15 protein-coding genes are annotated in these 13,464 nt (G+C 72.6%); 13 read left to right on the top strand and 2 right to left on the bottom strand.

What is annotated here, in order from left to right; genetic code table 11:
* The first annotated feature begins 38 nt into the window (after positions 1–38).
* Positions 39–590 carry a cupin domain-containing protein gene (locus R2E43_RS16025; RefSeq protein WP_173668755.1) on the top strand — a complete coding sequence of 184 codons (552 nt, stop codon included), beginning with the start codon at positions 39–41 and terminating at the stop codon, positions 588–590.
* Positions 587–949 carry a DoxX family protein gene (locus R2E43_RS16020; protein ID WP_003974466.1) on the top strand — a complete coding sequence of 121 codons (363 nt, stop codon included), beginning with the start codon at positions 587–589 and terminating at the stop codon, positions 947–949. Before R2E43_RS16025 ends, R2E43_RS16020 begins: the two co-directional genes overlap by 4 nt.
* Before the next feature lie 14 nt (positions 950–963).
* On the opposite strand, the gene R2E43_RS16015 is transcribed toward R2E43_RS16020, so the two are convergent.
* On the bottom strand, positions 964–1,989 hold the full coding sequence (locus R2E43_RS16015; RefSeq protein ID WP_332056298.1) for a helix-turn-helix transcriptional regulator: 1,026 nt from the start codon (positions 1,987–1,989) through the stop codon (positions 964–966).
* 94 nt (positions 1,990–2,083) lie between these two features.
* Here R2E43_RS16015 and R2E43_RS16010 point away from each other — a divergent pair, with 94 nt between their 5' ends.
* The 3 genes from R2E43_RS16010 (at position 2,084) to R2E43_RS16000 (ending at position 6,328) form a co-directional block, all read left to right on the top strand.
* On the top strand, positions 2,084–2,491 hold the full coding sequence (locus R2E43_RS16010; protein WP_003974464.1) for a VOC family protein: 408 nt from the start codon (positions 2,084–2,086) through the stop codon (positions 2,489–2,491).
* Positions 2,492–2,550: 59 nt separating this feature from the next.
* Positions 2,551–4,329: a protein kinase domain-containing protein gene (locus R2E43_RS16005; protein ID WP_189284521.1), complete on the top strand. Its 1,779-nt coding sequence runs from the start codon at positions 2,551–2,553 to the stop codon at positions 4,327–4,329.
* 118 nt (positions 4,330–4,447) lie between these two features.
* Positions 4,448–6,328, top strand: a complete 1,881-nt coding sequence (locus R2E43_RS16000) for a serine/threonine protein kinase (RefSeq protein WP_326650469.1) — start codon at positions 4,448–4,450, stop codon at positions 6,326–6,328.
* Positions 6,329–6,331: 3 nt separating this feature from the next.
* On the opposite strand, the gene R2E43_RS15995 is transcribed toward R2E43_RS16000, so the two are convergent.
* Positions 6,332–6,634, bottom strand: coding sequence for a PLD nuclease N-terminal domain-containing protein (locus tag R2E43_RS15995; RefSeq protein WP_093456730.1), 303 nt, complete (start codon positions 6,632–6,634; stop codon positions 6,332–6,334).
* An 87-nt stretch (positions 6,635–6,721) separates the two neighbouring features.
* Between R2E43_RS15995 and R2E43_RS15990 the strand changes: the two genes are divergently transcribed.
* From R2E43_RS15990 to R2E43_RS15955, 8 genes are all read left to right on the top strand, one after another.
* On the top strand, positions 6,722–8,179 hold the full coding sequence (locus R2E43_RS15990; protein WP_003974459.1) for a menaquinone biosynthesis decarboxylase: 1,458 nt from the start codon (positions 6,722–6,724) through the stop codon (positions 8,177–8,179).
* Positions 8,176–9,081 (top strand): menaquinone biosynthesis prenyltransferase MqnP, encoded by a 906-nt coding sequence (mqnP, locus tag R2E43_RS15985; protein WP_332056297.1) that lies wholly within the window; start codon positions 8,176–8,178, stop codon positions 9,079–9,081. Before R2E43_RS15990 ends, mqnP begins: the two co-directional genes overlap by 4 nt.
* 55 nt (positions 9,082–9,136) lie before the next feature.
* The gene (locus R2E43_RS15980; RefSeq protein ID WP_319231785.1) at positions 9,137–9,787 is read left to right on the top strand and encodes a UbiX family flavin prenyltransferase; all 651 of its coding nucleotides are present in this window, start codon (positions 9,137–9,139) and stop codon (positions 9,785–9,787) included.
* A 67-nt stretch (positions 9,788–9,854) separates the two neighbouring features.
* A complete protein-coding gene (locus R2E43_RS15975; protein ID WP_003974456.1) occupies positions 9,855–10,313 on the top strand; it encodes an Lrp/AsnC family transcriptional regulator in 459 nt (152 codons plus the stop codon).
* A gap of 44 nt (positions 10,314–10,357) precedes the next feature.
* Positions 10,358–11,521 (top strand): aminofutalosine synthase MqnE, encoded by a 1,164-nt coding sequence (gene mqnE / locus R2E43_RS15970; RefSeq protein ID WP_003974455.1) that lies wholly within the window; start codon positions 10,358–10,360, stop codon positions 11,519–11,521.
* Between the two features lie 224 nt (positions 11,522–11,745).
* The gene (locus R2E43_RS15965) at positions 11,746–12,384 is read left to right on the top strand and encodes a UdgX family uracil-DNA binding protein (RefSeq protein WP_003974454.1); all 639 of its coding nucleotides are present in this window, start codon (positions 11,746–11,748) and stop codon (positions 12,382–12,384) included.
* Positions 12,385–12,400: 16 nt separating this feature from the next.
* On the top strand, positions 12,401–12,925 hold the full coding sequence (locus R2E43_RS15960; protein ID WP_003974453.1) for a GNAT family N-acetyltransferase: 525 nt from the start codon (positions 12,401–12,403) through the stop codon (positions 12,923–12,925).
* Positions 12,926–13,045: 120 nt separating this feature from the next.
* A complete protein-coding gene (locus R2E43_RS15955) occupies positions 13,046–13,345 on the top strand; it encodes a DUF4229 domain-containing protein (protein ID WP_003974452.1) in 300 nt (99 codons plus the stop codon).
* Positions 13,346–13,464: the final 119 nt, after the last annotated feature.

The raw sequence follows: 13,464 nt of genomic DNA, 5'->3' as shown, positions 1-13,464 counted from the left end.
CTTGGACGCTCCCGATGCCCCGGCGGTGGAATCGGGGCATGAGCGACGAACCGAGAAACAGCAAGAACGCCGAGCACGGCGAGCACGCCGAGCACGCCGAGGCGGGCGCGGACCCCGCCGTGTCGGTGGTCGGTCCCGGAGACGGCGAGACGATCCTCCTCGGCACCACCCGCATGCGCGTCCTGGAGGACGGCAGCCACACCGGCCACCGCCTCGGCATGGCCGAGTCCGTACTCGCCCCGCACACCCCCGGACCGCCCCAGCACCGTCACGCCCGGCACGACGAGGGCTTCTACGTCATCTCCGGCACGGTGCGGTTCACCGTGGGGGACGAGGACATCGACGCGACGGCGGGCACGCTCGTGATGGTCCCGCCCGGCGCGCCGCACACCTTCGCCAACACCACCGGCGAACCGGCCCGCATGCTCAGCACCTTCACCCCGGACCTGTACGTCCAGTACTTCCGCGACCTGGAGGAGCTGTACGCCGGCGGCCGCACCCCGACTCCGGAGGAGAGCCGCAAGACGATGAGCCGCTACGCGACCGAGCCCGCCACCGGCTCCGCCGGGCCCCGGGGGACCCGGTCGTGAACGTCGCGTACTGGATCGTCGCCGGACTCCTCGCCGCCTTCTACCTCTACGGGGGCGCGGTGAAGGCGGTGCGCAGCCGGGACGCGCTCCGGCCGATGATGGCCTGGGTGGACAGCACGCCGATGCCCGCCGTCCGCGCCATCGGCGTGGTCGAGGTGCTCGGCGCGGCCGGGCTGGTCCTCCCGCCGCTGACCGGCGTCGCGCCCTGGCTGGCCCCGGCCGCGGCGGCCGGGTTCGTGGTCCTGCAGATCGGCGCCACCGGGGTCCACCTGCGTCTCGGGGACCGGCAGGTCGCCCTCAACCTCACCCTCCTGGCCACCGCCGCCGTCACGGTCTGGCTCGCCGCGGCCCGGCCGTGACCCGGCGGCCGCCGTCAGTCGTGCGGCGGCGGTGTGCCCCGGGCCGCGTCCATGAGCCGGCCCGCGAGGTCCGCGACGAGGCCGCGCAGCTCGTCCGGCCGCTCGACGACGAACGGGCGGTCCAGCGACGCGAGGAGGCCCGGCAGCCAGTCGAGCCGCTCGGCCCGGATCTCCACGCGGCACCAGGGCCCGGCGTCCGGCCCCCCGCTCCCGGAGGCGCCGTCCCCGCCCGTCTCCTCGGCCACCACCGCCACGCTGCCCGGCAGCCGGGCGCGGATCTCCTCGGCCGTCCCCCGGACCCGCACCGTGACCTCGTGCCGGTAGGGCGCGGTGGCCAGGGCGGTCAGCACCCGCTCCGCCGGACCGGGCCCGGGCGGCGGTTCGAAGGTGCCGGGCAGGACCCGTGCGCGGTGGACGCGGTCGAGGCGGAAGGTCCGGTCCGCCCCGACCGAGAGGTCCCTGCCCGTCACGTACCACCGGCCGGCGTGCGCGACGAGCCCGTACGGGTACAGGGTGCGTTCACCGCTCCCGCCGGTGTAGCGGATCGCCAGCGGCCGGTGATGGCGCACGGCGTCGGCGACCGGGAGCAGAACGGCCGCCTCCGGAGCCGCGGACGCGGTGGACTCGGCCGCCCCGGCCGGGGCGCTCGTGAACGTGAGCGAGTCGAGCACCGCGTCCAGGCGGTGGCGCAGCCGCTCCGGCAGCACCCGCCGGACCTTCGCCGCCGCCGTCTCGCCCGCCGTGCCCGCCGCCGCCGTGATCCCCGTCCGCCGGCCTGCGACCAGGCTCAGCAGTACGGCCAGCGCCTCGTCGTCGGTCAGCATCAGCGGGGGCATGCGGTGGCCGGGGGCCAGCCGGTAGCCGCCGTAGCGGCCGCGCACCGACTCCACCGGGACGTCGAGGTCGACGAGGTGGTCGACGTACCGGCGCACCGTGCGCTCGGCGACACCGAGCCGCTCGGCCAGTTCGGCCACGGACCGCACACCGCCCGCCTGGAGCAGTTCGAGCAGGGTCAGCACACGGGAGACGGGACGCGACATGCCTTCAAGTCTGCCGCCGATACCGGCCGGATTGTGACCGGTATTGGTCCTAGCGTGGGAGCCGTAGACACTGATCGGCCCCAGGAGGCACCCCATGAACCTCGTCTCGCTCCGCGTCATCACGGACGACGTCGCCCGTCTCGTCGGCTTCTACGAGCGCGCCACCGGCCTGCGCGCGACCTGGGCCACCGAGGACTTCGCGGAACTGCGCACCCCGTCCGGGACGCTCGCGATCGGCAGCACCCGCACCGTGCCGCTCTTCGCCCCCGGCTCCGCCCGCCCGGCCGACAACCGCAGCGTGATCGTCGAGTTCCTCGTCGACGACGTGGACGCCGTGCACCGGAACCTGACCGGCTTCGTGGACGAGTTCGTCAGGGAACCCACCACCATGCCCTGGGGCAACCGGGCGCTCCTCTTCCGCGACCCCGACGGCAACCTGGTCAACTTCTTCACCCCGGTCACCCCGGCCGCCGTCGAGAAGTTCGCCGGCGTCGCCCGCTGACGGCCCCCCTATGCTGGACCCGCCCGCAGGGGCGAGGAACCGCACGCCGGGAGGGATCTGTGTCAGCGCTGGAGCCGGACGACCCGCGCTCCGTCGGGGAGTACCGGCTGCTGGGCCGGCTGGGTGCGGGCGGCATGGGCCGGGTCTTCCTCGGCCGGTCCCCGGGCGGGCGGCTCGTCGCCGTCAAGGTGGTGCACGCCGAGCTGCTGCGCCGACCCGAGTTCCGCGACCGCTTCCGGCGCGAGGTCCAGGCGGCCAGGATGGTCAGCGGCGCCTTCACCGCCCCCGTCGTCGACGCGGACCCGGACGCGCCGCTGCCCTGGCTGGTCACCAGCTACATCGCCGGGCCGTCGCTGGAGCAGGCGGTGGCCGAGCGGGGTCCGTTCGACCCGCAGGCGGTGCTCACGCTGGCCGCGGGGCTCGCCGAGGCGCTCGTGTCGATCCACGCCGCGCACCTCGTCCACCGCGACCTCAAGCCCTCCAACGTGCTGCTCGCCGAGGACGGGCCGCGCGTCATCGACTTCGGCATCGTCCGCAGCGTCGACGCCGACTCCCTCACCGGCAGCGGGCACATGGCGGGCTCCCCGGGCTTCATGTCCCCGGAGCAGGTCAACGGGGACGAGGTCACCTGGGCCAGCGACGTGTTCTGCCTCGGCGCGGTGCTGGCCTTCGCGGCGACCGGCACCAACCCGTTCGGCGCCGGGCCGACACCCGCGCTGCTCTACCGCGTCGTGCACAACGCGCCGGACGTCGCCGCCGTCGCCGACCCGGCCCTGCGCTCCCTGATCGCCGACTGCCTCGCCAAGGACCCGGCCCGCCGCCCGGCCCCGCGCGAGATCCTCGCCCGCATCGGCCCGCTGGGCGGCGAGAGCGCGACCGCCCTGCCGCACGCCCAGCAGTGGACGCCGGCCGCCCGCCCGACCCGCGCGGACGCCGTGCCCACCCGGATCGTCCCGCCGGTCGCGGCACCCCCGGCGCATCAGCACACCCGCGTCGACACCGCACCTGCGCAGGTGTACCCGCCGGCGCCCGCACCGGCGGACGTACGCCCGACGGCGACCGGGGACGGCGGCCGCCGGAGCCGACGGGCCTTCCTGTTCTCCGGCGCCGGCGCGCTCGCCGCCCTCGGCGTGGGGACCGGGTTCTGGCTCAACCGCCCGGCGGACCCAGACCCGGCGGAGGGTTCCGCGCCCGCGCCGTCGCCCTCGTCCGCGCCCTCCCCGCCCCCGGGCCCGGTCGGACTCTGGCCCCTCGACGAGGCCTCCGGCCAGGTCGCGCGGGACACCGCGGGCGGCCACGACGGCACCGTGACCGGCGTCGCCTGGCAGGGCGCCGGGGAAGGCGCCGCCTTCGACGGGACCGGCAGCCAGATCGTGACCGCCGGACCGGTGCTCCAGACCGGCGCGGGCCGCAGTTTCACCGTCGCCGCCTGGGTCCGCCTCTCCGCCGTGCCGGGCGTCTTCGCCACCGCCGTCAGCCAGGACAGCGCCGACGCCAGCGGCTTCTATCTCCAGTACTCCAGCGAGGACCAGGGCTGGGCCTTCGCCCGGCCCGGTCTGCGCGCCGTCGGCCGGACCGCTCCCGCCGCGCACGTCTGGACCCACCTGACCGGCGTCTGCGACGGCCCGGCCCGCAAGCTGCACCTGTACGTCAACGGCGTCCAGGAGGCGGTCGTCGAGGACACCGGCCCCGCGCCCGCCACCGGCGCCTTCATGATCGGCCGGGCCTCCTTCGACGGGCAGCCCCGGGACTTCTTCCCCGGCGCCATCCGCGACGTACGGGCCTTCGACCGGGCACTCGGTCCGGCGCGGGTCGCGCAGCTCGCGCAACTCGGCTGACGGCAACTCATCAGCGTTCCGCAGGACAGCAGTTGGGGCGCTCGTGCTAAAGATGTAGCTTCCAGCAGTGGCCGCGGCACCCGCACGGAGCACGCGGCGCCGGCGAACGGGGAGAGAGTTGAGCGGGGAAGCCGGATCCGGCCTCACGGGCAGTGGTGCCGAGCCGTTGGAGGACGACGACCCGCGCCGGATCGGACCGATCCCGCTGCTGGGCCGGCTCGGGGCCGGCGGCATGGGCCGCGTCTACCTCGGCGTCCACGAGGGCCGGTACGCGGCCGTCAAACAGGTGCTGCCGTCGGTCGCCGGGGAGGACAAGGACTTCCTGCGCCGCTTCGGGCACGAGCTGGACAATCTCGCCCGGCTGCCCGAGGAGGCGACCGCGCCACTGCTCGCCGGGGACCGGGAGGCCCGGCCGCCCTGGTTCGCCACCGCCTACGTGCCCGGCCTCACCCTGCGCGAGGCCGTCGACCTGCACGGGCCCCTGCCCGCCGAGGCGCTGTGGCTCGTCCTGCGGGAGGCCGCCACCGGGCTGGCGGCGGTGCACGCGCTGGACATGGTCCACCGGGACCTGAAGCCGTCCAACGTCATGCTGACCCTCGACGGACTCACCCTCATCGACTTCGGCGTCGCCCGGGCCGCCGACCAGAGCCAGTTGACCAGGACCGGCATGGTGGTGGGCACGCCCGCCTACATGTCGCCCGAGCAGGCCTCCGGGAAGCGGGCGTCCAGCGGCGTCGTCGACGTCTTCGCGCTGGGCTCGGTGATCGCGTACGCGGCGTCCGGCCGCCCGCCCTTCGGCGACGAGTCCGGGCACGCCGTGCTCTACCGCATCGTGCACGAGGAGCCCGACCTCCAGCCGCTGCGGGACCTGGACCCCGAGCTCGCCGACGTGGTCGCGTCCTGCCTGGACAAGGACCACGAGGGCCGGCCCACCGCCGCCGAACTCGTCGAACGCGCCGCGGCGCACGGCCCGTCGGCGGCCGCGCCGTGGCCGCAGGACATCACCGAGCGGCTGTCCGAGCGGGCGGCCTTCGCCGCCCAGGAGCCCGTGCACCCGCCGTCCGGGCCGGACGCCCCGGCACCGCCCCCGCCGTCCGCCTCCGCCCCCGTGGTCACGGGCGGACGGCCGGAGAAGCGCGAACGGCGACGCCGCACGAAGGTGCTGGCGTTCGTGATCCCGGTCACCGTGACCGGGGCGACGCTCGGCTTCACGCTGCTGCCGTACGCGATGAACGACGCGGACCAGGACGGGAACGCGGCCGCGCCGCCCGCGGCCACCGCCACGGCAGCCCCAGGCCCCGCCGCCTCCGCCACCGGCCCGAGCGCCTCCGCCTCCCCCAGCCCGGACGGCGGGAAGAAGGACGGTCAGGACAAGGACAAGGACAAGGACCGGAAGCAGGGCCAGGACGGCGACGGCGGCGCGCCCGGCGGAGGCGGGAGCGGGGACGCGGCCGCCGCCGCGCAGGGTGCGTCCGGCGGCGGCTCGGATTCCGGCGCCTCCGGCTCGGGGGGCTCCTCCGGCGGAGGAGGGTCGTCCGGCGCGGGGGGCACGTCCGACTCGGGCACGTCCGCCGGCTCCGGAAGCGGGTCAGGGGCGGACGGGGACACCGGGGCCGGCTCGGAGGGCGGCGGGTCCGCGTCGGACAGCTTCATGCTGAAGAACGGATCGAGCGGGAAGTGCATGTACGTGGGCACCCCCGTCGACGACGGCGCCTGCTCGGGCGACGTCGCCGTCTTCCGCTTCCAGAGCACCTCGGGCGGGGCCTTCAGGATCCTCAACGTGGGCACGGCCCAGTGCATCCACTCCAGGAGCGCGAACGCCTGGCTCGTCAAGGACACCTGCGGCTCGTTCGGCGGAGAGTGGCAGGAGGGGGCGAGCGGTTCGCTCAGGAACCTCAACACCGGTGGCTGCCTCGACCTCAACCGCCGCGCGTCCATGATCGGCCTGACGACCACGACGTGCACCGGCTCCGACTCCCAGCGCTGGACCAGGACGTAGCCCCTAGTCCTTGTCCCCGTCCTTCTCGTCGTCCTTCTCCAGGGACTTCAGGAAGTCGGGGTTGTCGTCGGGCGCCACCCACTGCCGCCGACCGCCGCCGCCCTGCCAGGGCGAGGAGCCGGCGGGCTGCCGCTTCTTCCCGGCGATGATCCAGGAGATCGAGCCGACCAGCGGGAAGAGCAGCACGAGGACCGCCCACAGCGGCTTGGGCATGTGGCGGATGTCCGCGTCCTTCGTGCTGATGCAGTCGATGAACGCGTAGACGCTCAGGGCCAGTGGGACGAGGAACATCAGCACCCGGAGCATGGGCTTCTCCAGCTCAAGCGAGGGGTGGGGACGCGTCACGGCCCCCAGGTACAGGGCCAGGGTAGCCGCTCGGGGATACTGGACGGCATGGCTTACGACGATCTTCGCTCCCTGCTCAGGACGCTGGAGCGCGAGGGCGACCTCAAGCGCATCAAGGCCGAGGTGGATCCGTACCTGGAGGTCGGGGAGATCGTCGACCGGGTGAACAAGGCGGGCGGCCCCGCGTTGCTCTTCGAGAACGTGAAGGGCTCCGACCTGCCCCTCGCGATGAACGTCTTCGGCACCGACCGCCGCCTGCTCAAGGCCCTCGGCCTCAAGTCGTACTCCGACATCTCGGACAAGATCGGCGGGCTGCTCCGCCCCGAGCTGCCCCAGGGCTTCGTCGGCGTGCGCGAGGCCTTCGGGAAGCTCGGCACGATGACGCACGTACCGCCGAAGAAGGTGAAGCCGGGCAGCGCGCCCGTCCAGGAGACCGTCCTCACCGGCGACGACGTGGACCTGGAGCGCCTCCCGGCCCTGTTCACCTGGCCGGACGACGGCGGCTCCTTCTTCAACCTGGGCCTGACCCACACCAAGGACCCGGAGACGGGCATCCGGAATCTGGGCCTGTACCGGCTCCAGCGCCACGACCGGCGCACCATCGGCATGCACTGGCAGATCCACAAGGACAGCCGCAACCACTACCAGGTCGCCGCCCGCCGCGGTGAGCGGCTGCCGGTCGCCATCGCCTTCGGCTGCCCGCCCGCCGTGACCTACGCCTCCACGGCCCCGCTCCCCGGCGACATCGACGAGTACCTCTTCGCCGGGTTCCTCCAGGGCAAGCGGGTGGAGATGGTCGACTGCAAGACGGTCCCGCTCCAGGTCCCCGCGCACGCGGAGGTGGTCCTGGAGGGCTGGCTGGAACCCGGCGAGATGCTCCCCGAGGGCCCCTTCGGCGACCACACCGGCTTCTACACCCCGCAGGAGCCCTTCCCCGCCCTGAAGATCGACTGCGTGACGATGCGCAAGCGCCCGCTGCTCCAGTCGATCGTGGTCGGCCGCCCCCCGACCGAGGACGGCCCCCTCGGCCGGGCCACGGAGCGCTTCTTCCTGCCGCTGTTGAAGATCATCGTCCCGGACATCGTGGACTACCACCTCCCCGAGGCCGGCGGCTTCCACAACTGCGCGATCGTCTCGATCGACAAGAAGTACCCCAAGCACGCCCAGAAGGTGATGCACGCCATCTGGGGCGCCCACATGATGTCCCTGACCAAGCTGATCGTGGTCGTCGACTCCGACTGCGACGTCCACGACCTGCACGAGGTCGCCTGGCGGGCGCTCGGCAACACCGACTACGGCCGCGACCTCACCGTCGTCGAAGGCCCGGTCGACCACCTCGACCACGCTTCCTACCAGCAGTTCTGGGGCGGCAAGGCGGGCATCGACGCCACGAAGAAGCTGCCCGAGGAGGGGTACACCCGCGACGGGGGCTGGCCGGACATGGTGCTGTCCGACCCGGAGACGGCGGCGAAGGTCGACCGCCGCTGGAAGGAGTACGGACTGTGACGTCGGCTTCCGCCGCCCTGCCGCAGCAGCCGGGGCGCACCAAGGCCTTCCTGCGCCTGGTGATGATCGAGCACTCGGTGTTCGCGCTGCCCTTCGCCTACATCGCCGCGCTGACCGCGATGTTCCTGTGGGACGAGAACATCCACTGGGGCCGGCTGCTCCTGGTCACCGTCGCCATGGTGGGCCTGCGCACCTTCGCGATGGCGGTCAACCGGATCATCGACCGCGAGATCGACGCCCGGAACCCGCGCACCGCCCACCGCGAGCTGGTCACCGGCGCCATGTCGGTCAAGCACGCCTGGACCGGCGCGCTGATCGCCCTGGTCGTCTTCCTCGGCGCGGCGGCCCTGCTCAACCCGCTCTGCCTGGCCCTGGCCCCCGTCGCGGTGATCCCGATGGTGGTCTACCCGTACGGCAAGCGGTTCACGAACTTCCCGCAGGCCATCCTCGGCCTCGCCCAGGCCATGGGGCCCATCGGCGGCTGGCTGGCGATCACCGGCGAGTGGTCCTGGGAGGCGGTGATCCTCGGTCTCGCGGTCGGCGTCTGGATCGGCGGTTTCGACCTGATCTACGCCTGCCAGGACGTCGAGACCGACCGGCAGGTCGGCGTGAAGTCCGTCCCGGCCCGCTTCGGCGTCCCGGCCGCCATCTGGGGCGCCCGCGCCTGCCACACGGTCACCACGGCCCTGTTCGCCTGGTACGTCGTCGCCACCGACGCCAGCGTCTTCTTCTGGCTCGGCCTGTTGATCGTCGCGGGCGCCTTCCTCTACGAGCACACCATCGTCCGCCCCACCGACCTGTCCCGCCTCAACAGGGCGTTCTTCAGCGTCAACGGCTTCATCGGGATCGCTCTGTTCGTGTGTGCGCTGCTGGATCTGCTCGTAAGGGGCCTCACGGTCTGAAAAGCATGAGCCTGCGACTAGGCTCGGCATCATGAAGCCAGGACAGACGCAGCGCGTGCCTTGGATCGTGGGGGTGTCCGGGGCCTCCGGCACCCCGTACGCCGCCGCCGTGCTGCGTGCGCTGCTCGCCGCCGGCGAGAGCGTCGACCTGGTGGTCAGCCGGGCCTCGCGGCTCACCCTGCTCGACGAGACCGGCATCTCCTTCCGCGACGCCCACTGGCGGCACGACCTGTGCGAATGGCTGGCCCGCGGAGCCGACGGAAAGCCGGACACGTTCGACGCGGACGTCTCCGGCGTACGGCACTGGAGCGCGGGCGACCTCGCGGCCGGGCCGTCCTCGGGGTCGTACCCGACGAAGGGCATGCTGATCGTGCCCGCGTCCACGGCCTGCGTGGCCGGTGTCGCGCTCGGGCTGTCCAAGGACCTGCTCCAGCGCGCCGCGAGCGTGACCCTCAAGGAGCGCCGCAGGCTGGTCGTGGCCGTACGGGAGACCCCGCTGGACGGCCGGACGCTGCGGCACCTGGTGACCCTGGACGACGCCGGCGCGAGCGTGGTGCCCGCCTCCCCGGCCTTCTACGCGGGGGCGACGCACATCCAGGACCTGGTGGACTTCGTCGCCGGACGCGTCCTCGACGCGGCGGGCGTCGGGCACGGCCTCTACCGCCGCTGGCGCGGCGACCTCGGCGGGGCCCGCCCCACCGGCTGAGCACCGACTCCCCCCACACGTTTGTTACCCACATCTTCAGAACTCTTCAGTGGAAGGCTTCGATCGCATGGACGCGGTGGACAGGCAGCTCATCCAGGCCCTGAGGGAGAACGGCCGGGCCTCCTACGCGGAGCTGGGGCGCCTGGTCGGACTCTCCGGACCCAGCGTCACCGACCGCATCAACCGGCTGGAGGCGGCCGGAGTCATCACCGGCTACCGGGCCACCGTCGACTCCGCCTCGCTCGGACTCGGCGTCACCGCCCTGATCGGCGTCTCGCTCTCCGACGCCGCCGACCACGAGGACGTGGCGCAGCGCCTCAAGGAGCTGCGGGAGATCGAGGACTGCTGGTTCATCGCCGGCGACGACTCCTACATGCTCAAGGTGCGCGCCGCCGACGTGGACGGCCTGGAGAGCATCATCCGGCGGCTGTCCGGCACCAAGGGCGTGTCCCGGACCCGTACCACCATCGTTCTCTCCACCAAGTGGGAGAACCGGGTGGGCGAGCTGCCCGAAGAGGTCCAGTAACCGGGGCGTACCGTTGACCCGTCTGTCTCAGAAAGAGGTATCGCATGGACGCCGGGCTCAAGCGCGAGCTGGAGCAGAAGGTCCGCTCCGGTGAGCGGCTGACCCGCGAGGACGGCATCGCGCTGTACGAGTCGGACGATCTCGCCTGGCTCGGCGGCCTCGCGCACGAGGTGCGGACGCGGAAGAACGGCGACGTCGTCCACTTCAACGTCAACCGCCACCTCAACATGACCAACGTGTGCACCGCCTCCTGCGCGTACTGCTCCTTCCAGCGCAAGCCGGGGGAGAAGGACGCGTACACGATGCGCATCGAGGAGGCGGTGAAGCTCGCCAAGGCGATGGAGGGCGAGAACCTCACCGAGCTGCACATCGTCAACGGCCTGCACCCCAACCTGCCGTGGCGCTACTACCCGCGCTCGCTCAGGGAGCTGAAGGCCGCGCTGCCGGAGGTCTCGCTCAAGGCGTTCACCGCCACCGAGATCCACCACTTCGAGACCATCTCCGGGATGTCCGCCTCCGACATCCTGGACGAGCTGATCGACGCCGGTCTGGAGTCCCTCACCGGCGGCGGCGCGGAGATCTTCGACTGGGAGGTGCGGCAGCACATCGTCGACCACCGCACCCACTGGGAGGACTGGTCCCGCATCCACCGCCTGGCCCACGAGAAGGGCCTGAAGACCCCGTGCACCATGCTCTACGGCCACATCGAGGAACCCCGCCACCGCGTGGACCACGTGCTGCGCCTGCGTGAACTCCAGGACGAGACGGGCGGCTTCCAGGTCTTCATCCCGCTGCGCTACCAGCACGACTTCGTGGACATGAAGGACGGCAAGGTCAGGAACCGCCTCCAGGCGCGGACGCAGATGGCGACCGGCGCGGAGGCCCTGAAGACCTTCGCGGTCTCGCGGCTGCTCTTCGACAACGTCCCGCACGTCAAGGTGTTCTGGGTCATGCACGGCGTCCAGACCGCCCAGCTCGCCCTCCAGCACGGCGCGGACGACATGGACGGCTCGGTCGTCGAGTACAAGATCACGCACGACGCGGACGACTTCGGCACGCCGAACAAGCTGACGCGGGAGGACCTGCTGGACCTCATCCGCGACGCCGGGTTCCGGCCGGTCGAGCGGAACACGCGCTACGAGATCCTCCGGGAGTACGAGGGTCCCGACCCGGCGCGTCGGGAGTCGCCGCAGCCGATGCGGGTGTGAGTCTCGCGGTAGTTCTCCGGCTGCCGGCCGGTGGGGGCCGGTCGCGCGGTTCCCCGCGCCCCTCAGCGGCATGATCCCAGCGCCTGCTTACAAGGCGCCGGGACTGTACCGACTCAGGGGCGCGGGGCTGTATCGATGTGCGGCTCCGCCGCGTGGGCGCGACCAGCCACGGACCACCCGCACCCGGCACGGGTCCGTACCCCTACGGCGGGTACCCGCGTTCCATGGCCACCGAGGACGACTACACTGCACAACCCTTCGTTCCTGATCGCGGCGGCCTCCCCGCCCTGCGCGCGGCGGCAGCCGAATGCCGGGGCTGCCCCCTGCACCGGGACGCCACCCAGACCGTCTTCGGCGCCGGCAAGGCGTCCGCCCGCGTCATGCTCGTCGGCGAGCAGCCCGGCGACCAGGAGGACCGGCAGGGCAAACCCTTCGTCGGCCCCGCCGGGCACCTCCTGGACCGGGCGCTGGCGGAGGCCGGCCTCGACCCGGCGGACGCGTACGTCACCAACGCCGTCAAGCACTTCAAGTTCACGCGGGCCGAGCCCCGCAAGCGCCGTATCCACAAGGCGCCGACCCTGCGCGAGACGGCGGCCTGCGGTCCCTGGCTGGCCGCAGAGCTGGACCGCGTGGAACCCGAGCTGATCGTGGTGCTGGGCGCCACCGCGGGCAAGGCGCTGCTCGGCTCGTCCTTCCGGGTCACCCGGGTGCGCGGCACGGTGCTGGAGGAGGAGATCCACGGGCGTCCGCAACGACTGGTGCCGACCGTGCACCCGTCGGCGGTGCTGCGGGCCGACGACCGGGAGGCGGCCTACCGGGGACTGCTCTCGGACCTGGAAGTCGCCGCACGAGCACTCGCGTAATAGCTACCATGGCCGGGTGTCCCTTACTTTCACTTTCGATCCGGCCGTCACCCCCGACCTCCGCGACGGCGTCCTCGACCTGTGGACCGACGTCTCCAACGCCGGCGGCTCCGTGGGCTTCGTGCCGCCGGTGACGCGCGAGGACGTCCGCCCCGAGCTGCTCAAGCACCTGACGGGCATGGCCGAAGGGCGTACCCGCCTCCTGGTCGGACACGACGAGGAGGGCCGGGTGGCCGCCACCGCGTTCCTCGCCCTCAACACGCACCGGCTGATGCGGCACTGGCTCTGGCTCTACACGGTCATGGTCCACCCGCGCCACCAGGGCCGGGGCTACGGCCGGGACCTGATGACCGCCGCCGCGGAAGCGGCCCGCACCTGCGAGGGCATCGAGGCGATACGCCTCACCTGTCGCGGCGGGCTCGGCCTGGAGCGGTTCTACGAGTCCTGCGGCTACAAGGAGGTCGGCCGGGTCCCCGGCGCGATCCGGGTCGCCCCCGGCGACGACCGGGACGACGTCTTCATGCTGCTGCCCCTGGCCTGACCCCCGGCCGCCTGACTGGGCCCCCGGCCGCCGCCCGGCCGACCCCCCTGCAAGATCGGCCGTCCGGCATGTTTCACTGGACAGTGCCTCTTTGTGCCAGAAACGGAAGAGTGGATTGAGATGCTCCGCTACACGCTGATGCGCCTCGGGATCTTCGCAGGCTGCCTCGTGGTCGTCTGGGGGCTCGTCTACGCCGGAGTGTTCCCGCGCGGCCTCGGCGACTCCAACGGCATGTGGATCCTCCTGCTCTCCCTGCTGATCTCCGCCCCCATCAGCTACGTCGCGCTGCGCAAGGAGCGGGACCGGGCCTCGGTCCAGGTCGTGGGCCGGGTGGACCGCATGAAGGCCAACCTGGAGGCCAACCGCGGCCAGGAGGACGGCGCCGACGACACGGCGCGGGCCCAGGGCCAGACCTCGTAACGTCCGTCACGCACCCGCACGCCCCGGCTTCCGAATTCACCGGAAACCGGGGCGCTCTGCGTTTTGCGGGCAGTAGGGCACTCCTGCCTCTCAAAGTATGGCTTTGAGTGTCTCAAAGC

Origin of the sequence: Streptomyces violaceoruber (genome assembly GCF_033406955.1) — a bacterium.
GTDB lineage: Bacteria > Actinomycetota > Actinomycetes > Streptomycetales > Streptomycetaceae > Streptomyces > Streptomyces violaceoruber.
This window is presented reverse-complemented; position numbering and strand designations above follow the sequence as displayed.